This window comes from Janibacter endophyticus (genome assembly GCF_016888335.1).
In the GTDB taxonomy this organism is placed as follows: Bacteria; Actinomycetota; Actinomycetes; order Actinomycetales; family Dermatophilaceae; genus Marihabitans; species Marihabitans endophyticum.
The window spans coordinates 2674040-2692031 of the sequence record NZ_JAFEJG010000004.1; the positions used below are offsets into that span (position 1 = coordinate 2674040).

At 72.2% G+C, this 17992-nt stretch carries 15 protein-coding genes and 1 riboswitch; of the genes, 4 read left to right on the plus strand and 11 right to left on the minus strand.

The window, feature by feature from the left end:
* Positions 1 to 42 precede the first annotated feature (42 nt).
* The 9 genes from JNO54_RS12815 to sucC form a co-directional block, all read right to left on the minus strand.
* A complete protein-coding gene (locus JNO54_RS12815) occupies positions 43 to 897 on the minus strand; it encodes a hypothetical protein (RefSeq protein ID WP_204144240.1) in 855 nt (284 codons plus the stop codon).
* A 137-nt stretch (positions 898 to 1034) separates the two neighbouring features.
* The gene (locus tag JNO54_RS12820) at positions 1035 to 1343 is read right to left on the minus strand and encodes a DUF3017 domain-containing protein (RefSeq protein ID WP_204144241.1); all 309 of its coding nucleotides are present in this window, start codon (positions 1341 to 1343) and stop codon (positions 1035 to 1037) included.
* A 28-nt stretch (positions 1344 to 1371) separates the two neighbouring features.
* Positions 1372 to 2229: a bifunctional methylenetetrahydrofolate dehydrogenase/methenyltetrahydrofolate cyclohydrolase gene (locus JNO54_RS12825; RefSeq protein WP_204144242.1), complete on the minus strand. Its 858-nt coding sequence runs from the start codon at positions 2227 to 2229 to the stop codon at positions 1372 to 1374.
* Positions 2230 to 2234: 5 nt separating this feature from the next.
* Positions 2235 to 3206, minus strand: a complete 972-nt coding sequence (locus JNO54_RS15040; protein ID WP_204144243.1) for a DMT family transporter — start codon at positions 3204 to 3206, stop codon at positions 2235 to 2237.
* A gap of 4 nt (positions 3207 to 3210) precedes the next feature.
* Positions 3211 to 4842: a bifunctional phosphoribosylaminoimidazolecarboxamide formyltransferase/IMP cyclohydrolase gene (purH, locus tag JNO54_RS12835; protein ID WP_204144244.1), complete on the minus strand. Its 1632-nt coding sequence runs from the start codon at positions 4840 to 4842 to the stop codon at positions 3211 to 3213.
* A gap of 29 nt (positions 4843 to 4871) precedes the next feature.
* Positions 4872 to 4951: riboswitch (ZMP/ZTP riboswitch) on the minus strand.
* 2 nt (positions 4952 to 4953) lie between these two features.
* Positions 4954 to 5529, minus strand: a complete 576-nt coding sequence (gene purN / locus JNO54_RS12840; RefSeq protein WP_204144245.1) for a phosphoribosylglycinamide formyltransferase — start codon at positions 5527 to 5529, stop codon at positions 4954 to 4956.
* 22 nt (positions 5530 to 5551) lie between these two features.
* Complete coding sequence (locus JNO54_RS12845) at positions 5552 to 6754, minus strand: cell division protein PerM (RefSeq protein ID WP_204144246.1); 1203 nt, start codon at positions 6752 to 6754, stop codon at positions 5552 to 5554.
* 279 nt (positions 6755 to 7033) lie between these two features.
* On the minus strand, positions 7034 to 7924 hold the full coding sequence (sucD, locus tag JNO54_RS12850; protein ID WP_204144247.1) for a succinate--CoA ligase subunit alpha: 891 nt from the start codon (positions 7922 to 7924) through the stop codon (positions 7034 to 7036).
* A 15-nt stretch (positions 7925 to 7939) separates the two neighbouring features.
* Positions 7940 to 9121 (minus strand): ADP-forming succinate--CoA ligase subunit beta, encoded by a 1182-nt coding sequence (sucC, locus tag JNO54_RS12855; RefSeq protein WP_204144248.1) that lies wholly within the window; start codon positions 9119 to 9121, stop codon positions 7940 to 7942.
* A gap of 195 nt (positions 9122 to 9316) precedes the next feature.
* Here sucC and JNO54_RS12860 point away from each other — a divergent pair, with 195 nt between their 5' ends.
* Positions 9317 to 10228: an esterase/lipase family protein gene (locus tag JNO54_RS12860; protein ID WP_233703252.1), complete on the plus strand. Its 912-nt coding sequence runs from the start codon at positions 9317 to 9319 to the stop codon at positions 10226 to 10228.
* A gap of 448 nt (positions 10229 to 10676) precedes the next feature.
* Positions 10677 to 11582: a M23 family metallopeptidase gene (locus JNO54_RS12865; protein WP_204144249.1), complete on the plus strand. Its 906-nt coding sequence runs from the start codon at positions 10677 to 10679 to the stop codon at positions 11580 to 11582.
* A gap of 94 nt (positions 11583 to 11676) precedes the next feature.
* Here the strand turns inward: JNO54_RS12865 and pcrA are convergent, their stop codons facing one another.
* The gene (gene pcrA, locus JNO54_RS12870) at positions 11677 to 14139 is read right to left on the minus strand and encodes a DNA helicase PcrA (protein WP_204144250.1); all 2463 of its coding nucleotides are present in this window, start codon (positions 14137 to 14139) and stop codon (positions 11677 to 11679) included.
* A 182-nt stretch (positions 14140 to 14321) separates the two neighbouring features.
* On the opposite strand from pcrA, the gene JNO54_RS12875 reads away from it, so the two are divergent.
* Together JNO54_RS12875 and ligD are read left to right on the plus strand one after the other, a co-directional pair.
* Positions 14322 to 16529 carry a 6-phosphofructokinase gene (locus JNO54_RS12875; RefSeq protein WP_204144251.1) on the plus strand — a complete coding sequence of 736 codons (2208 nt, stop codon included), beginning with the start codon at positions 14322 to 14324 and terminating at the stop codon, positions 16527 to 16529.
* Between the two features lie 9 nt (positions 16530 to 16538).
* Positions 16539 to 17513: a non-homologous end-joining DNA ligase gene (gene ligD, locus JNO54_RS12880; protein WP_204144252.1), complete on the plus strand. Its 975-nt coding sequence runs from the start codon at positions 16539 to 16541 to the stop codon at positions 17511 to 17513.
* 24 nt (positions 17514 to 17537) lie between these two features.
* Here ligD and JNO54_RS12885 read toward each other — a convergent pair whose 3' ends face one another.
* Positions 17538 to 17795 carry a catalase-related domain-containing protein gene (locus JNO54_RS12885; protein WP_204144253.1) on the minus strand — a complete coding sequence of 86 codons (258 nt, stop codon included), beginning with the start codon at positions 17793 to 17795 and terminating at the stop codon, positions 17538 to 17540.
* Between the last annotated feature and the right edge of the window lie 197 nt (positions 17796 to 17992).

Below are 17992 nucleotides of genomic sequence, written 5' to 3' on the forward strand. Positions count from 1 at the left end.
GTTCCCACCAGCTGGTGGGAACCCCTTCGCCGTGGTGACGGGTCAGTGCTGACGCGAGTACGCGAGCTTGCGTCGGGCGATCTCGGCCGCCAGGCCGGCGCCGACCAGCCCGAGCAGGGCGAGCGGGGCGGCCGGTGAACCGAGCGGGCCACCGTCGGTGTGGACCACGCCCGGCGTCGGCGGGCCGGCGCCAGGCGGCGGCGTCGGGTCGCCACCCGTCGAGCTCGGCGGCGGCGTCGACGTGTCAGGCGGCGTGTCGTCGTCCTCATCGTCGCCGGTGGTCGACGTCGGAGGCGGCTCGGTGCCCGTAGGCGGCGTCGTCTCGCCGTCCGTCGTCGTGGTGGTCGTCGGCGGCGTCGTCCCGGCGTCCGTCGTCGTGGTGGTCGTCGGCGGCGTCGTCCCGGCGTCCGTCGTCGTGGTGGTCGTGGGCGGCTCCGTCGTGGTGGTGGTCGTGGGCGGCTCCGTCGTGGTGGTGGTCGTGGGCGGCTCCGTCGTCGTGGTGGTCGAGGTCGGTGGCGTCGTGGGCGTGACCTCGCCGTCACCGTCGCAGGCACCGTCAGCCCAGATGTCCTGGCCCTCGGCGTCCCAGTTCTGGCCGTCGAAGTGACGCGTCTCGCCCCGCCACGTGTAGGAGAAGGGGGGGATGATGTCGGCGCGGTGGCCCTCCTCGACGACGAGCTCCCCGTCGTCCGTGAGCTGGAGGTGCCCGTTGTACGTCCCGGCCTCGGAGGGCGCGATGGCGACGTAACCGTTGCCCGCGTCGTCGGGAGTCCCCGTCGCGTGGCAGATGTTGACGTGGGTCGCCGGATCGGCAGAAGCGACACCCGCGGCGAGAGTCAGGCCCCCGGCTGTCAGGACCAGCGCGGTCAGACCTGCACCAGCATGTCGTGCCCTCATATGAAGTTTCCCCCTTGTGAGACCGAGCCAGGCCTCTCCCGGCTCCGAACGACCCTCCCCAATGGAGGGGTCTCTCGCACACTTCTACCGGCACCCGGGGCCGCGCCACACCCCTTCGGGCGTACTGCGACAGACGGTCAGGTGCGACGCAAGGCCAGCCCCGCGGTGAGGACCGCCGCCCCGAGCACGACGAGAGCGACGACGTCGAAGGCCCGCGAGCGCACGACGAGACCACCGGCCGTCCGCTCCGGCACGACGGCCCGGATCGCGGCGCCGAGCCACAGCGAGATCGCGAGAGCGACCACCGCCCACCGCAGCCGGTCGAAGGCCAGCAGCACGAGACCGCTGGCGCCCGCGAGGACGACGATCCACCAGGCTCCGAGCGTGCTCGTTGCGGGGGGCCGGACCTCGGCATCGATGACCCGAGCCTCGGTCTCGACCCCCATGGGGGGCTGCTCGTCGGGCACGTCGGCCTCAGAGCTGACGTTCGGCGGCAGCGACGACGTTGCTCAGGAGCATGGCGCGCGTCATCGGGCCGACCCCACCGGGGTTGGGGCTGATCCAGCCGGCGACCTCGGCGACGTCGGGCGCGACATCACCGGCGACCACGCTGCGGCCGTCCTCGGCGACGACCCGGCTGACGCCGACGTCGAGCACCGCTGCACCCGGCTTCACCATGTCCTTGGTGATGATGCCGGGCACGCCGGCCGCGGCGACCACGATGTCGGCCTGCCTGACCTCGGCGGCGAGGTCGCGCGTCCCCGTGTGGCACGAGACCGTCGTCGCGTTCTCGCTGCGTCGGGTGAGGATGAGGCTCAGCGGGCGGCCGACGGTGATGCCACGGCCGACGATGGCGACGTGCGCACCGGCGATCGGCACGTCGTAACGGCGCAGCAGCTCGACGCAGCCCACGGGCGTGCACGGCAACGGCGCCTCCTTGCCGAGGACGAGCCAGCCGAGGTTCGTCGGGTGCAGCCCGTCGACGTCCTTGACCGGGTCGACGGCCGAGAGGATCGCGTTCTCGTCCAGACCCGTCGGCTGCTGGACGATGAAGCCGGTGCAGGCCGGGTCCTCGTTGAGCCCGTGGACGACCTCGAGCACCTCCTCGAGCGTCGCTGTCGCCGGCAGGTCATGGCGGATGCTCGTGATGCCGATCTCGGCGCAGTCCTTGTGCTTCGCGCCGACGTACCAGTGGCTCCCCGGGTCGTCACCGACGAGGACGGTGCCCAGCCCGGGCGTGATACCGCGCTCCTTGAGGGCGGCGACCCGCACCGCCAGCTCGCGCTTGATGTCGGCCAGCACGGCCTTGCCGTCGAGGATTGTCGCTGTCACGGCACTCATCCTCGCACCCGGCGCCGAGGCCGGGCGAACCACCCGGCGAGCGCAGCAGCGGCTAAGGTCACGGCGAGGCCGAGCACCATCGACAGGTTCACCTCGCGCCCGGCGGTGGGCCACAGCACGTCCACGAGCAGCGCCGACCCGAGCTGGCCGGTGAGCAGCGCGAGGCCGAAGACGAGGACCCCGACGTGCTGCACCGCCCACGCCGCGATCGCGATGTAGGCGATCCCGAGAAGGCCGCCCCACCACGCCCACCACGGGACACCATCGAAGTCGGTCGGCGAGTAGCTACCACGACCGAGCTGGACCGCCGCGATGACGAGCAGGAGCGTCGTCCCGGTCGCGAAGTGCTGAGCCGTCGTCGACAGGACGTTGAGGCTCTCGAGGTTGACCCGGGCATTGACCCCCTGCTGCAGGGCGACCCCTCCCCCGACGAGGACGGCGAGGACGACCGGCAGGACGGCCAGGCCCCCTTCGCCCAGGGATCCGCTCACGGTGATGGCGACTCCGACGATCGCTAGTCCTGCGGCGAGCACGCGACCCAGAGCGACCGGGCGGCGCCCGCCCGGTCCGATGCCGAACCGGTCCACGACGAGCGCGTTGCCGGTCTGCCCGGCGACCGTGGCGACGGTGAAGACCGCGACCCCGACGAGCGGCACCGCATAGGTCTGGACGGCGACGAAGAGCGCGCCGCCCATGCCGCCGAGACATTGCCACCAGCGCAGCCTGCCCTCGCGCAGCGCGTCGCGGATCCGAGCGATCCCGGCGCGGATGTCCGGGACGACAAGGAGCGCCAGGAGCAGGAGGAGACCGGACCCGAAGCTGTAGACCGCTGCCTGGATCGGCGCCTCGATGGTGCGCGACAGCTCGCCGTTCATCCGGGACTGCCCGGTGACGAGGACCCCGCCGAGGGTGGCCGCGACGAGGGCGACCGCGTGCTGGGGATCGTCGTGCCGCTCGTCGGTGGCCACGGGCTCAGTGAGCGAAGTGCCGGGTGCCCGTGAAGTAGAGCGTCACCCCGGCCGCCTGCGCGGCCTCGACGACCTCGGCGTCACGCATCGAGCCACCGGGGGCGACGACAGCGCGGATTCCCGCATCGAGGAGGACCCGTAGCCCGTCGGCGAAGGGGAAGAAGGCGTCCGAGGCCGCGACGGCCCCTGTCGCCCGGTCCTCCCCGGCCCGGTTGACCGCGAGGTGGCAGGAATCGACCCGGTTGACCTGGCCCATGCCGACGCCGACCGACGCCTTGTCCTTCGCGAGGAGGATCGCGTTGGACTTCACGGCGCGCACCGCGCGCCACGCGAACTGCAGGTCGGCGAGGGTCGCCTCGTCGGCGGCCTCACCGGCCACGAGGGTCCAGCGCGACGCGTCGTCGCCGTACCCCTGAGTCGGCTTGTCGTCCTCGCCGCGCTCGATCTGCGCGTCGATGGCGTCGCGCTGCTGGACGAGCAGACCGCCGGAGACCGGCCGGGTCTCGAGGCCACCGGGGGTCGGCGCGGCGCACGTGATGAGGCGGATGTTCTTCTTCCCCGTGAGGACCGCGAGTGCGTCGTCGTCGAAGGCCGGAGCCACGACGACCTCGGTGAAGATGTCCTTGACGGTGTCGGCCATCGCCTTGGTCACGGGCCGGTTCGTCGCGATGATCCCGCCGAAGGCGCTCACCGGGTCGCAGTCGTGGGCCTTGCGGTGGGCCTCGGCGATGTCGGTGCCGACGGCGATGCCGCACGGGTTCGCGTGCTTGATGACGGCGACGGTCGGCTGGTCGCCGTGGTCGTAGGCGGCGCGGAGGGCCGCGTCGGCGTCGATGTAGTTGTTGTACGACATCGCCTTGCCGTGGAGCTGCTCGGCCTGCGCCAGGCCAGCCGCGCCCTCGGTGACGTAGATCGCGGCCGACTGGTGGGGGTTCTCGCCGTAGCGCAGGACGTCCTGACGGGTCCACGTCGCGCCCATCCAGGAGGGGAAGCCCGTGCCGTCGTCGGTGGCGACGTACTGGCTGCCCATCCACGACGCGACCGCGGTGTCGTACTCGGCGGTGTGGACGAAGGCCTGGGCGGCCAGAGCCTTGCGCTGCTCGAAGGTGAAGCCGCCCGAGCGGACCGCGCTCAGGACGTCGTCGTACCGGGCCGGGTCGACGACGACCGCAACGCTCGGGTGGTTCTTGGCGGCCGCGCGGACCATCGAGGGCCCGCCGATGTCGATGTTCTCGACGACCTGGTCGTGCTCGGCGCCCGAGGCGACGGTCTGGGCGAAGGGGTAGAGGTTGACGACGACCAGGTCGAAGGGGACGACCCCCAGCTCGTCGAGCTGGCTGAGATGGTCGGGCTTGCGGGTGTCGGCGAGCAGCCCGGCGTGGACCATCGGGTGGAGGGTCTTGACCCGGCCCTCGAGGCACTCGGGGAATCCGGTGAGCTCCTCGACCTTCGTCACCGGCAAACCCAGGCCCTCGATGAGGGCAGCCGAGCCGCCAGTCGAGACGAGCTCCACCCCTTCGCCGGCGAGGCCACGGACGAGGTCCTCGAGGCCAGACTTGTCGAAGACCGAGACGAGGGCGCGGCGGACCGGGCGGACGTCCTCGGTGGGACCGGGCTGGGAGACGGTGACGGCCATGAGGGCTCCTAGGGTAGGCGGTACTCCTCGGGCCGCACCCAGGCGGGCGATGCGCACCCTTCGTCCACTCCCCGGTGGTGACCCACCTTCGCCAGTCGTGATGCGACCAGCCTAGGCCGAGCGGTGCCGCTCCCCCAACTCGCGCAGGACGCAGACGAGCATCTCCCGCTCGACGACCTTGATCCGCTCGTGGAGGCTCCCCTCGGTGTCGTCGTCCTCGACCGCCACCGCGCGCTGAGCGATGATCGGGCCGGTGTCGACGCCCGCGTCGACGTAGTGGCAGGTGCAGCCCGTCACCTTGACCCCGTGGGCCATGGCGTCGCGGACACCGTGGGCGCCGGGGAAGGACGGCAGCAGCGCCGGGTGGGTGTTGATGACCCTGCCGCCGAAACGCTCGAGCACCGCCGGGCCGAGGATCTTCATGAAGCCGGCCGAGACGACGAGGTCGGGGTCGTGCGCCCCGATTGCGTCGGCGAGGGCCGCGTCCCAGCTCGCCCGGTCAGGGTGGTCGGCAACCGCGACGACGAAGGTGGGGACCCCCCTTCGCTCCGCGCGGTCCAGCCCGGCGATGGCCGGGCGGTCAGCGCCCACCGCGACGACCTCGCAGCCGAAGGACGGGTCCTCGCAGGCATCGAGGATCGCCTGGAGGTTAGTGCCGGAGCCGGAGACGAGGACGACGAGACGCACGGGGCGAATCTATCCCGCAGGGTCAGCGGCGCAGCCGCCACCAGTCGCGCGCGAGCATCACAGCCGCGCCGATCCCGAGGGTGACGATCAGGGCGAGGACCATCCGCAACGCCGGGGCACCGATGTCAGCGAGGCGATCAGCCCCGAGCGAACCGCCACCGAGGGCGTCGAGCAGACCGAGCGTCACAGCCGCCACCCCGACAGCGGAGGCGACTGCCGAGGCCTTCGTCGAGGTGCGCGAGAGGCGCGGGAGGCCACGGAGCGCGTCACGCGCGACCCAGGCGCCGACGGCCACCGGCACGAGGACGACGGCCCGCACGACCCACGGGAAGGCACCCGGGTCGGGGTGGGCGGCGAGCACCGGCACCATCGGCAGCAGCGAGGTCTGCGACTCCACCCACGTCGTGTCCGCGCCGAGCGAGACCGAGAAGCCGGGACCGGCGAGCCACGAGACGCCCCAGAGCGCGAGGTTGGGCAGCGAGAGCGCCTGCAGCGCACCGAGGAGGAGGCCACCACCCACCCCTGCGCCGAGCTCGGAGTGGACGTGCAGGACCCGGGAGATGTGCAGCACGACCATCGCCACGACGAGGAGCGAGCCGACCGCGACCAGGGCCCCTGCCCCCTTGAGGCCGGGGACAAGCCCTCGGCGCAGCGACGCGGGCAGCCGCTCGGCCAGCGGCTCGACGAGAGCCGGCTGGGCCAGCACGAGAGCGAGGAGCGGCACGAGCAGCACCGGCAGGACGACGCTCAGCGCCCGCACGGCGAAGGGCCCCGCAGCGCTGACGGCCCACGCGAGGAGGGCCACGCCGGCGTAACCGCCGAGCCAGGCCAGGCAGCGGCGCAGGACGGGAGAGGCCAGCTGGTCGCGGACCCCACCCTCGACGAACGGGGACCCGTCGAGGTCGGTGAGGGAGCGGCGGGCGCCGAGCCGGGCGGCGACGACGACGGCCGCCAGGGCGAGCAGCGGCACGAGGGCGACGGTGGCCGCGCCGAGACCGAGGCGGGCCCCACCCAGGCCGAGCCAGACGGCAGACCCGGCGCCCACGGCCGAGCCCACCGGGCCACCTGCCGTGGTCACCGCGACGACCGTGACGAGGACGACGAGCGCCCACGACGCGAGCGCCGTCAGGGCACCGTGCGACGCCGCGGCGAGCTCAGGGCGCGAGTCCCCCTGCTCGTCGGCGGTCACGGCGCGGATGCGGTCGATGACGGTCATTGCTGCCATCGTCGGTCACCCGGGCGAGGTCTCGCGGGAGCAACGCCGGGGAGTCGCAGAAGTCGCGCCCGGACAGCACAACGCCGACCCGGGAGCAGGGGGTGTCGACCGGGTCGGCGCTGTACCTCGAACGATAGGCCCTCGACCACGTCCGCATCAGCGAAGTCCGGGTGGTTCCGTTGAAATCTGCATCACATCCGCCGGGCGGTTCGCGCCCCGGCACGACGAAGGGGGACCGTCGCGGGCTGACCCGCGGCGATCCCCCTTCGTGCTGGGGAGACGTGAGCCTCAGCCGCCGAGACCCTTCATGATCTCGCGCATGAGCTCGGCCGTCTCCGACGGCGTCTTACCGACCTTGACCCCGGCGGCCTCGAGGGCCTCCTTCTTGGCCTGGGCGGTGCCCGACGAGCCGGAGACGATGGCGCCGGCGTGGCCCATCGTCTTGCCCTCGGGAGCCATGAAGCCCGCGACGTAGCCGACGACCGGCTTGGTCACGTTGTCCTTGATGTAGGCCGCGGCCCGCTCCTCGGCGTCGCCACCGATCTCGCCGATCATGACGATCGCGTCGGTCTCGGGGTCGTTCTCGAAGGCCTCGAGGCAGTCGATGTGCGTCGTGCCGATGATCGGGTCGCCACCGATGCCGACACCGGTCGAGAAGCCGAAGTCACGCAGCTCGTACATCATCTGGTAGGTCAGCGTGCCCGACTTGGACACGAGGCCGATCCGGCCGGGGCCGGCGATGTCGGCGGGGATGATGCCCGCGTTGGACTTGCCGGGGCTGATGATGCCCGGGCAGTTCGGGCCGATGATTCGGGTGCCCTTGCCCTTGGAGTAGTTGTAGAACTCCGCGGAGTCCTTGACCGCGATGCCCTCGGTGATGACGACGGCGAGGCCGATGCCCGCGTCGATCGCCTCGATGACGGCGCTCTTGGCGAAGGCCGGCGGCACGAAGACGACGGACACGTCAGCGCCGGTCTCCTTCATCGCGTCGGCGACGGAGCCGAAGACGGGGACCTGCTTGCCCTCCGGGAAGTCAACCGTCTGGCCGGCCTTCTTCGGGTTGACGCCACCGACGACGTCGGTGCCCGAGGCGAGCATGCGCGTCGTGTGCTTCATGCCCTCGGAGCCGGTCATGCCCTGGACGATGACCTTGGAGTTCTCGTTGAGGAAGATTGCCATTGTTGTCTGCGTCCCTTACTTCGCGGCCAGCTCGGCGGCCTTGCGGGCCGCGCCGTCCATGGTCTCTTCGATGGTCACCAGCGGGTGGTTGAAGTCCGCCAGGATCTGGCGGCCCTCGACCACGTTGTTGCCGTCGAGGCGCACGACGAGCGGCTTGGAGGCCTCGTCCCCCAGGGTCTTGAGGGCGCCGACGATGCCGTTGGCGACCGCGTCGCACGCGGTGATGCCGCCGAAGACGTTGACGAAGACGGACTTGACCTGCTCGTCGTGGAGGATGACGTCGAGACCGTTGGCCATGACCTCGGCCGAGGCACCGCCACCGATGTCGAGGAAGTTCGCCGGCTTGCTCACGCCGTCGGTGTGGTCCTCGCCCGCGTAGGCGACGACGTCGAGGGTGCTCATGACCAGGCCCGCGCCGTTGCCGATGATGCCGACGTTGCCGTCGAGCTTGACGTAGTTGAGGCCCATGCCCTTGGCCTTGGCCTCGAGCGGGTCGGCCGCGGCCTCGTCCTCGAGGGCGGCGTGGTCGGGCTGACGGAAGTCGGCGTTCGCGTCGAGCGTCACCTTGCCGTCGAGGGCGACGATGTCGCCGGCCTCGGTCTTGACGAGCGGGTTGACCTCGACGAGGGTCGCGTCCTCCTCGGAGTAGACCGTCCACAGCGTCTTGAGGACCGGTGCGACCTTCGCTGCGGTCTCCGCGTCGAAGCCGGCCGCCTCCACGATCTCCTGGGCCTTGGCGTCGTCGATGCCGACGTTGGGGTCGACCTCGACCTTGGCGAGCGCCTCGGGGCGCTCCTCGGCGAGCTGCTCGATGTCCATGCCGCCCTCGACGGAGCACATGGCGAGGTAGCTGCGGTTCGCGCGGTCGAGCAGGATCGAGAAGTAGTACTCCTCGGCGATCTGCGCGCCCTGGGCGATCATCACCTGGTGGACGGTGTGGCCCTTGATGTCCATCCCGAGGATGGCCTCGGCGTGCTGCTCGGCCTCGTCGACCGTCTTGGCGACCTTGACGCCGCCGGCCTTGCCTCGGCCGCCGGTCTTGACCTGTGCCTTGACGACGGTGACCCCGCCGCTCTTGGCACCGATCTCCTCGGCAGCGGCACGCGCCTCGGCCGGGGTGGTGGCGACGGCGCCGGCCAGGACCGGGACACCATGCTTCTCGAACACGTCACGTGCTTGGTACTCGAAGAGATCCACGAGCGTTATCCGTCCTCTTTCTCGACACAGGGCCGACACGGTGGCGTGGCCCCGAAGGTGTACCTGCGAGCCTAGACCGCGAGGCGCGGGCCGGGCACACCCGGACCGGCCCTCGGGAACGCGATCCCCGTCAACGGTCGAAAGGGTCGGCAACCGGGCCCACGCACCCCGACCGGCGGTTACTGTCGGGAGACCATGTCGCCGCTGCCGATCCACCTCCCGATCCCGGGCCCTCCGGTCGAGGAGCGCTTCGAGGGACTCGGGCAGATGCTGCTCGAGCGGGCACGGGCGATGGCGAGCCCGCACGCGTTGCTCGGGTCGGTCATCGAGACGACCTGGGGACTGAGCCACATCGCGCTCTACCCCCTCGGCGCGATGGCGCCCAAGCGCGGCAGCGCCGGTCACCGCTACCGGATCGAGCACCTCTCCCCGCTCCAGCGCGGCCGGGTCGTCGCTGGGGTCGCGGAGAGCGGGACCCCGATCCTGCTGCTGCACGGCATGGCCGACAACCACTCGATCTTCGCGCTGCTGCGTCGCGGTCTGCAGCGACGGGGCTTCAGCCGGGTCTACTCGATGAACTACTCCCCGCTCACCCAGGACGTGCGCACCGCGGCGGCCCAGCTGGCCCGGGAGGTCGAGGAGATCTGCGAGGAGACCGACTACGAGCGGATCCACATCGTGGCGCACAGCCTCGGCGGCCTCATCGCCCGCTACTACGTCACCCGCCTCGGCGGTGACGAGCGGGTCCACACGGTCGTCACCCTCGGCTCGCCCCACCACGGGACGCACCTCGCCCGCCTCCTGCCGCTGCCGATCACCCGGCAGCTCTCCCCCGGCAGCCCCCTGGTGCGCGAGCTGGCCCGGCCGGTCCCGGGCTGCTCGACCCGCTTCCTCTGCTTCTGGTCCGACGTCGACGAGGCGATCTTCCCCGCGCACTACGCCGAGCTGCGCCACCCGGACCTCAAGGTCACCAACGTCGAGCTCAGCGGGGCGGGCCACCTCTCCCTGCCGATCCTCCCGAGCATCACCCACCGGATCTGCACGAGCCTGACCCAGCTCGACCACGAGGGCGAGCCGACCGCCTCGGTCACCGCGATCGCCCCCTGACCGTCACCCCCCTTCGCCCGCCCACCGCACGAGCCAAGGCTCCTACCTCCCTCTCGCCCGACACCGTGACCACTCACCGCTGACGTGTCCTGCTGAGGTTCACCCTTGGCGCCACGAGATCTGGCGACGGACCCCCCTTCGCCTCCTCCAACCTCAGCAGTACCCGACCGTCACGTCGGCGTGGCGACTGCGCAGGGTCGATGACGTGAGGGCCGCAGGGGAGGCTGCGGTGGGTGAGGTGCGTCACTCTTCGGGCGAAGGGGGTGCGCCAGCCCCCTTGGGCGAGGTTGCCTGGGCTCTCGGTCAGCCGACGCAGCCGGACGTGTCGTCCGGGGCGAGCAGACATAGACGCTTCGTGGGGCCCTCCGGGGCTCGCATTTTGTGTAACGAAGTGGTCACGCTAGGCTCGCCGAGGTTTGTCCACGACCCCCTGCGAGGACTCAGCTGTATGTCGAACTATGTCGGGCGCCATCGCCCGCAGACCCGTGCCGAGCGCCGTGCCCTTGAGGGCCGGCGCCGCCTGCCGAAGGCCCTGACCGCCGGTTACGCCCTGCCGACCGCCGCTGCCGCGACGCTCGTGCTCTCCGCAGGCGGTGCCACCGCCGCCCAGAGCAGCGCGCTGACCTCCGGGATCAACGGCACCCAGCTCGCTGCCTTCGGGGCGCCGCAGGCCAAGGCCCAGACCGCTCTCACGGACCCGGCCCTCGCCCAGCGCTCGAAGACCGAGGTGGCCGAGACGGTCGCGACGTACAGCGACCTCGCTGAGCGCCGCCAGGAGAGCAATCTCTCGGTCGCCGAGAGCCAGGGTCGCCAGCAGGAGCGTCAGCGGATCGCGCGCGACAAGAAGCGCAAGGCGATCGCCGCGAAGAAGCGCGAGCAGGCCAAGAAGGCCGCCGCCGAGGACATGGGCGTCTCCCCCGACAGCGTCAAGGTCGGCGCGGACGGCAAGGCCACCATCGCGGAGGGCACCTGGGTCCTCCCCCTCGCCAACCCGGTCCTCACCTCCGGCTTCGGCCCGCGCTGGGGCCGCCTGCACGCCGGTGACGACTTCGGCGTCGCCGTCGGCACCCCCCTGCGCTCCATGAGCAACGGCGTCGTGGTCTTCGCCGGCCAGCAGAGCGGCTACGGCACGATGGTCGACATCAAGTACAGCGACGGCACCATCTCGCGGTACGGCCACATGAGCGCCATCCACGTCTCGGTCGGCCAGCAGGTCAGCACCGGCCAGACCGTCGGGCTCTCCGGTAACACCGGCCGCTCCACCGGCCCGCACCTCCACCTCGAGATCCACCCCGGCGGCGGCGCACCCGTGCCCCCGCAGGCCTGGCTCGCGGGCAAGGGCCTGCACTACTGAGCCGCGCCTCGAGGCTCGTCGCAGAGCTCCTCGCACCTCAGCGAGCACGAGGGAGGGCCGCACCGATCCGGTGCGGCCCTCCCTTCGTCTGTGCCTACAGCTTCTCGAGCGGCGCGTAGCGCAGCAGCAGCCGCTTGACCCCGGTCTCGCCACCGAAGTCGACGTGCGCCATCGCCTTCTGGTCCTGGCCCTCGACCCGGATGACCGTGCCGAGGCCGAAGGCGTCGTGCGTCACCTTGTCGCCGGCGGACAGCGCGATGACCGGCCGGTTGCCCGGTGAGCGCACGCCCGGTCGCGCCGCGAGCCGTGCGACGGCGGGCTCGCCCCGACGGGCGACCGGCGAGGTCGGCCCGGTCCGCTCCCACGTGATGAGCTCCTCCGGGATCTCGCCGAGGAAGCGCGACTCGGGGTTGTACGACGGCGTGCCGAAGGCCGAGCGGACCGTCGCGCGCGACAGGTGCAGGCGCTCGCGCGCCCGCGTGATGCCGACGTAGGCGAGCCGCCGCTCCTCCTCGAGCTCGGAGCTCTTGCCAAGCGAGCGCATGTGCGGGAAGGTGCCGTCCTCCATGCCGGTGAGGAAGACGACGGGGAACTCCAGCCCCTTGGCCGTGTGCAGCGTCATGAGCGTGATGACGCCCTGCTCCTCGGCCTGCGCGGCGCCCTCGGCGTCGGCCGGGGCGTCGGGGATCTCGTCGGCGTCGGCGACCAGGCTCACCTGCTCGAGGAAGTCGTCGAGGCTGATCTCCTCCCCCGTCGCCACGCGGGTCGCGTCGAACTCGCGGGCCACCGCGACGAGCTCGGCGAGGTTCTCCAGCCGGGTCTCGTCCTGCGGGTCGCGGCTCTGCCGCAGCTCCTCGACGTAGCCGGAGCGCTCCAGGACGGCCGTGAGGAGGTCGCCCACCCCCTCGCCCTCCTCGCGGACCCGCTGCAGCCCCTCGAGCAGCGAGGTGAAACCCCGGATCGCGGTGACGGACCGGGTGACCAGGCCCGGGGCGTCCTCCGGTCGCCCGAGCGCCGCGACGAAGGGGATCCGCTCACGCTCGGCAAGCGCGGCCACGGCCGCCTCGGCCCGGTCACCGATGCCCCGCTTGGGGACGTTGAGGATGCGCCGCAGGTTGACGGTGTCGGTCGGGTTGGCGATGACGCGCAGGTAGGCCAGGGCGTCCTTGATCTCGCGGCGCTCGTAGAAGCGGGTGCCGCCGACGACCTTGTAGGGCAGGCCGACCCGGACGAAGACCTCCTCGATCGCGCGGGACTGCGCGTTGGTCCGGTAGAAGACGGCGACGTCGCCGGGGCGCACCCCGTGCTCGTCGGAGAGGGAGTCGATGCGGGTGGCGATGAAGCTCGCCTCGTCGTGCTCGTTGTCCGCGACATAGCCGACGATCGGGGCGCCGGCGCCGGCCTCGGTCCACAGCCGCTTCTTGCGGCGTGACTCGTTGCGCTCGATGACCGAGTTGGCGGCCCGCAGGATCGTGTCGGTGGAGCGGTAGTTCTGCTCCAGGAGGATCGTGCGCGCGTCGGGGTAGTCCTGCTCGAACTCGACGATGTTGCGGATCGTCGCGCCGCGGAAGGCGTAGATCGACTGGTCGGCGTCACCGACGACGACGAGCTCGCTCGGCTCGACGGCATGCGGGTCGCGCTCGCCCTCCGGCTCGAGTCCGCCGACGAGCGTGCGGATGAGCATGTACTGCGCGTGGTTGGTGTCCTGGTACTCGTCGACCATGACGTGCCGGAAGCGGCGCCGGTAGTGCTCGGCTACCTCCGGGAAGGCCTGGAGGATGCTCACCGTCGTCATGATGATGTCGTCGAAGTCGAGCGCGTTGGCCTGCCGCAGCCGCCGCTGGTACATCGTGTAGACCTCGGCGAGCACCTGGTCGCGCTGGCCGCCGCCGGAGGCGATGCCCGCGTCGGCGTCGTGCTCGCTGCCCGCCTTGCGCGCGAACTCCTCCTCGTCGACGAGCTCGTTCTTGAGGTTGGAGATCTCGTGGGCGAAGGAGCGCGGCGGGTAGCGCTTCGGGTCGAGGTCGAGGTCGCGCATGACCATCGCGATGAGCCGCTGGCTGTCGGCGGCGTCGTAGATGGAGAAGCTGCTCTTCATCCCCACCTTGCTCGCCTCGCGGCGCAGGATGCGCACGCACGCGGAGTGGAAGGTCATGACCCACATCGCCTTGGCCCGCGGGCCGACGAGAGCCTCGACCCGCTCGCGCATCTCGGCGGCGGCCTTGTTGGTGAAGGTGATCGCGAGGACCTGCCCCGGCTGCACACCGCGGGCCGCGAGGAGGTGGGCGATCCGGTGGGTCAGGACGCGGGTCTTGCCGGAGCCGGCGCCGGCGACGATGAGCAGCGGCCCGCCCTCGTGGAGGACGGCCTCGCGCTGCTCCGGGTTGAGCCCCTCGAGCAGCTCCGCGGGGTCCTGGGAGGGGCGCGAAGGGGGGTGCTCGCCGGTGCGGGAGGGCCCCTCGTCGGTCATCGCCCAGGTGGGGACGCCGGCGTCGGTCACGGCGCTGGTCCAGTCGCCGGGGAGTGCGTCGGGGAGGTCGTCGAAGAGGCTGCTCATCTCGGGTCCAACCCTACGTCGGGCCGGTGACACCCCTCTCCCCCCGTCGCACGAGCCAAGGCTCGTGCGATGGACCGGTGGCGGGACCCGTTCGCACGAGCCAAGGCTCGTGCGAACGACCGTGGCGGCCCCCGTCATCCCCCCACCTCGACCGGGAGCGGGGCGGAGGGTTGACTGGGGGCATGAGCGCTCGCCAGCCCCGGATCGCGGTCCTCACGAGCGGCGGCGACGCCCCCGGCATGAACGCCGCGCTCCGCTCGGCCGTCCGCAGCGGTCTCGAGCGGGGCGCCCAGGTCTACGGCGTGCTCGAGGGATGGCAGGGTGCGGTCGACGGCGGGTCGGGCATCCGGCGCCTCGGCTGGGACGACGTCGCCGGCATCCAGCACCGGGGCGGGACCGTGCTGGGGACCGCGCGGTGCCCGGCGTTCCGCGAGCGCGAAGGGATGAGGCGGGCGCTCCTCCACCTCGTCCAGCAGCGGATCGACCGGGTCGTCGTCATCGGCGGCGACGGCTCGCTCGCGGGCGCGGCAGAGCTCGCCGAGCTGTGGCCGGAGCTGCTCGCCGAGCTCGTCACCGCCGGCGAGCTGGAGCAGGCCGACGCCGACGCGCACCCCCGGCTGCACGTCTGCGGGATCGTCGGCTCGATCGACAACGACATGGTCGGCACCGACATGACGATCGGCGCAGACTCCGCGCTGCACCGGATCGTCGACGCGCTCGACTCGATCTCCTCGACCGCCGCGAGCCACCAGCGGGCCTTCGTCGTCGAGGTCATGGGGCGCCGCTGCGGGTACCTCGCCCTCGCCTCGGCGGTCGCCGGGTCGTGCGACGCGACCTTCATCCCCGAGGACCCGCCCGGTCCCGACTGGGGCACCCGGCTCGCGACGAGCCTGCGGGCCGGTCGCAGCCTCGGTCGGCGCGACAGCACCGTCGTCGTCGCCGAGGGTGCGCGCGACCGCGACGGGCAGCCGATCTCCACCGAGATGGTCCGCGAGCTGCTCGCCCAGGGGCTGGGTGAGGACGCCCGCAGCACGATCCTCGGCCACGTCCAGCGCGGCGGGACGCCGAGCGCGTACGACCGCTCGATGGCGACGACGATGGGCGCCACGGCGATCGATGTCCTGCTCACCGGCGACCCCGAGCCGCAGGTGATCGGCGTGCGGCACAACCGGGCCCATCGCTCCGCGCTGCTGCCCGCCGTCCGCCGCAACCGGCAGGTCTCCCGCCTGGTCGACGAGGGCCGCTACGACGAGGCGATGGCCGGGCGCGGGCACTCCTTCGCCGCGCTCGACCGGCTCGTCCACGAGCTCGGGGCGCCTGCGGAGGCGCCCACCGACCCGCGCGCCCGCGTCGCGATCCTCCACGTCGGCGCGCTCGCGCCGGGGATGAACACCGCCGTCCGGGCGGCGGTCCGGCTCGGCAGCGGTCGCGGGCTGGCCTTCGTCGGGGTCGAAGGGGGTCTGCGCGGGCTCCTCGACGGTCACCTCGTCGACCTCGCACCGCACGACGTCGAGAGCTGGGTCGCCGATGCCGGCGCGGCCCTCGGCAGCCGGCGCGACCCCTTCGCCCCCGAGACGTCCGGCCGGGTCGCCGAAGCCCTCGCGGCGCACGGGATCGACGCCCTGCTGCTCGTCGGCGGCTTCGACGCCTACGAGCTGGCCCACCGGCTCGACCGGGCGCGCGGCGAGCACCCCGGTCTCGAGATCCCGGTCGTCTGCGTCCCGGCGAGCATCGACAACAACCTCCCGGCCACCGAGCTCTCCGTCGGCGCCGACACCGCGCTGCAGCAGATCGTCACCGCGATCGACCAGATCAAGGCGTCCGCGATGGCGGCGCGACGGTGCTTCGTCGTCGAGGTCATGGGACGTCGGTGCGGCTACCTCGCCCTCATGTCCTCCCTCGCCGGAGGCGCCGAGCGGGTCCACCTGCCCGAGGACGGCGTCACCCTCGACACCGTGCGTGACGACATCGCCGCGATGCGCGAGCGCTTCGAGGCGGGCGGCAAGCTCTTCCTCGTCGTGCGCAGCGAGGGCGCCGACGAGGAGTACACGACCGACGTGCTCACGACGCTCTTCGAGGCGGAGTCGCACGGCGACTTCGACGTCCGGCCCATCGTGCTCGGGCACACCCAGCAGGGCGGCCGGCCCTCCCCCTTCGACCGGGTGCTCGCGACCCGGCTCGCCGCCCGCGCGATCGACGCCCTGGACGACGCGGTGACCACCGGCACCAGCCCGGCCGTCATGGTGGGCCTGCAACGGGGAGAGCTGACGGCCACCCCGGTCGCCGCCATGGACCACCTCGTCGACTGGCAGGCCCGCCGCCCGCTCGACCAGTGGTGGCTCGGCCTGGCTCCCCTCGTCCGCAGGCTGGGGTCACCCCCTTCGCCGTAGTCTCGACCCATGACCAGCGAGCACGGTGACGACGTCCACCTCGACGTCGGCGGGCGCGACGTGCGCATCTCCTCGCCCGAGCGGGTCTACTTCCCCGAGGCCGGGGTGACCAAGCTCGACCTCGCGCGGTACTACCTCGCCGTCGGCGACGGGATCGTCCGGGCGCTGCGCGACCGGCCGACGATGCTGCACCGCTACCCGAAGGGGATCGACGGCCCGAAGGTCCACCAGAAGCGACTCCCGAAGGGCGCACCGGACTGGGTCAAGACGGTCGAGCTGCACTTCCCCCGCTACGACCTGACCGCCGACGAGCTGTGCCCCACCGAGCTCGCCGAGATCATCTGGGCGGTCCAGATGAGCACCGTCGAGCTGCACCCGTGGAACGTGCGCCGCAGCGACGTCGACCGGCCTGACGAGTGGCGGATCGACCTCGACCCCATGCCGCAGGCCCCCTTCGAGCGGGTGCGCCGGGTCGCCGGCGTCGTCCACGAGGTCCTCGACGACCTCGGGATGACCGGGTACCCCAAGACCTCGGGCGGCAACGGGCTGCACGTCTACGTGCGGGTCCGGCCGGAGCACGACTTCGGCGAGGTACGGCGCGCGGCGCTGGCCTTCGCCCGCGAGGTCGAGCGGCGGGCGCCGGACGACGTGACGACGACCTGGTGGCGCAAGGACCGCGACCCCACCGCCGTCTTCGTCGACTACAACCAGAACGCGCGCGACCACACGATCGCCGCCGCCTACTCCGTCCGCGGCAACGCCCGGGCCACGGTCTCGACGCCGATCACGTGGGACGAGGTCGCCGACGTCGAGCCGCAGGACTGCACCATCGCGACGGTGCCCGGGCGCTTCGCCGAGCTCGGCGACCTCCACGCGACGATCGACGACGAGGCCTTCGACCTCACGCCGCTCCTCGGGTGGGCGGAGCGCGACGAGGCCGACGGGGCAGACACCCCGCCGGACCCCGAGCAGCCCGCCGGTTGAGGTGCGGGCACCGCGACCCGACGGTCAGGTCGCGGCGTTGGTGTCGCTCTCCCGGATCGTCCGCGGCTCCCGCGCCTCGGCGTCGTCCGCGTCGAAGCCCGGACCGCCGTCGGCGCCGCCCGCCCGGACCCGCTCCTCGATCCGGCGACCCATCTCGGCGTCGACCTGCGACCAGTACCAGAAGGCCCGCTCGCGCACCGGCTCGCTGACGCCCGAGAGCAGCCCGCCCGCGACCGTCTCGACGAACCGGTCACGCGCGGCGTCGTCGAAGACCTCGCGCACGAGCGTGCCCGCCTACGCGCACGCTCGCTCCGTCGGGATCGGCCACGCCGACCGCCCAGCCCGCGAGGTCGCCGGCGCCCAGCAGCCGGTCGAGGGTGCGGGTGAGGTCCTCGAGTGCACGCATTGCTCCACCGTGGCACGGATCTGCCCGGGCGCGGCGAAGGGAGGGGTGGCTCCCTTCGCACGGAAGAGCAGCC

Excerpts from the sequence above, each read along its gene's own strand:
- JNO54_RS12815 (WP_204144240.1), bottom strand. The coding sequence starts at position 897 with ATGAGGGCACGACATGCTGGTGCAGGTCTGACCGCGCTGGTCCTGACA.
- JNO54_RS12820 (WP_204144241.1), bottom strand. The coding sequence starts at position 1,343 with ATGGGGGTCGAGACCGAGGCTCGGGTCATCGATGCCGAGGTCCGGCCC.
- purH (WP_204144244.1), bottom strand. The coding sequence starts at position 4,842 with ATGGCCGTCACCGTCTCCCAGCCCGGTCCCACCGAGGACGTCCGCCCG.
- JNO54_RS12845 (WP_204144246.1), bottom strand. The coding sequence starts at position 6,754 with ATGGCAGCAATGACCGTCATCGACCGCATCCGCGCCGTGACCGCCGAC.
- sucD (WP_204144247.1), bottom strand. The coding sequence starts at position 7,924 with ATGGCAATCTTCCTCAACGAGAACTCCAAGGTCATCGTCCAGGGCATG.
- JNO54_RS12860 (WP_233703252.1), top strand. The coding sequence starts at position 9,317 with ATGTCGCCGCTGCCGATCCACCTCCCGATCCCGGGCCCTCCGGTCGAG.
- JNO54_RS12865 (WP_204144249.1), top strand. The coding sequence starts at position 10,677 with ATGTCGAACTATGTCGGGCGCCATCGCCCGCAGACCCGTGCCGAGCGC.
- pcrA (WP_204144250.1), bottom strand. The coding sequence starts at position 14,139 with ATGAGCAGCCTCTTCGACGACCTCCCCGACGCACTCCCCGGCGACTGG.
- JNO54_RS12875 (WP_204144251.1), top strand. The coding sequence starts at position 14,322 with ATGAGCGCTCGCCAGCCCCGGATCGCGGTCCTCACGAGCGGCGGCGAC.
- ligD (WP_204144252.1), top strand. The coding sequence starts at position 16,539 with ATGACCAGCGAGCACGGTGACGACGTCCACCTCGACGTCGGCGGGCGC.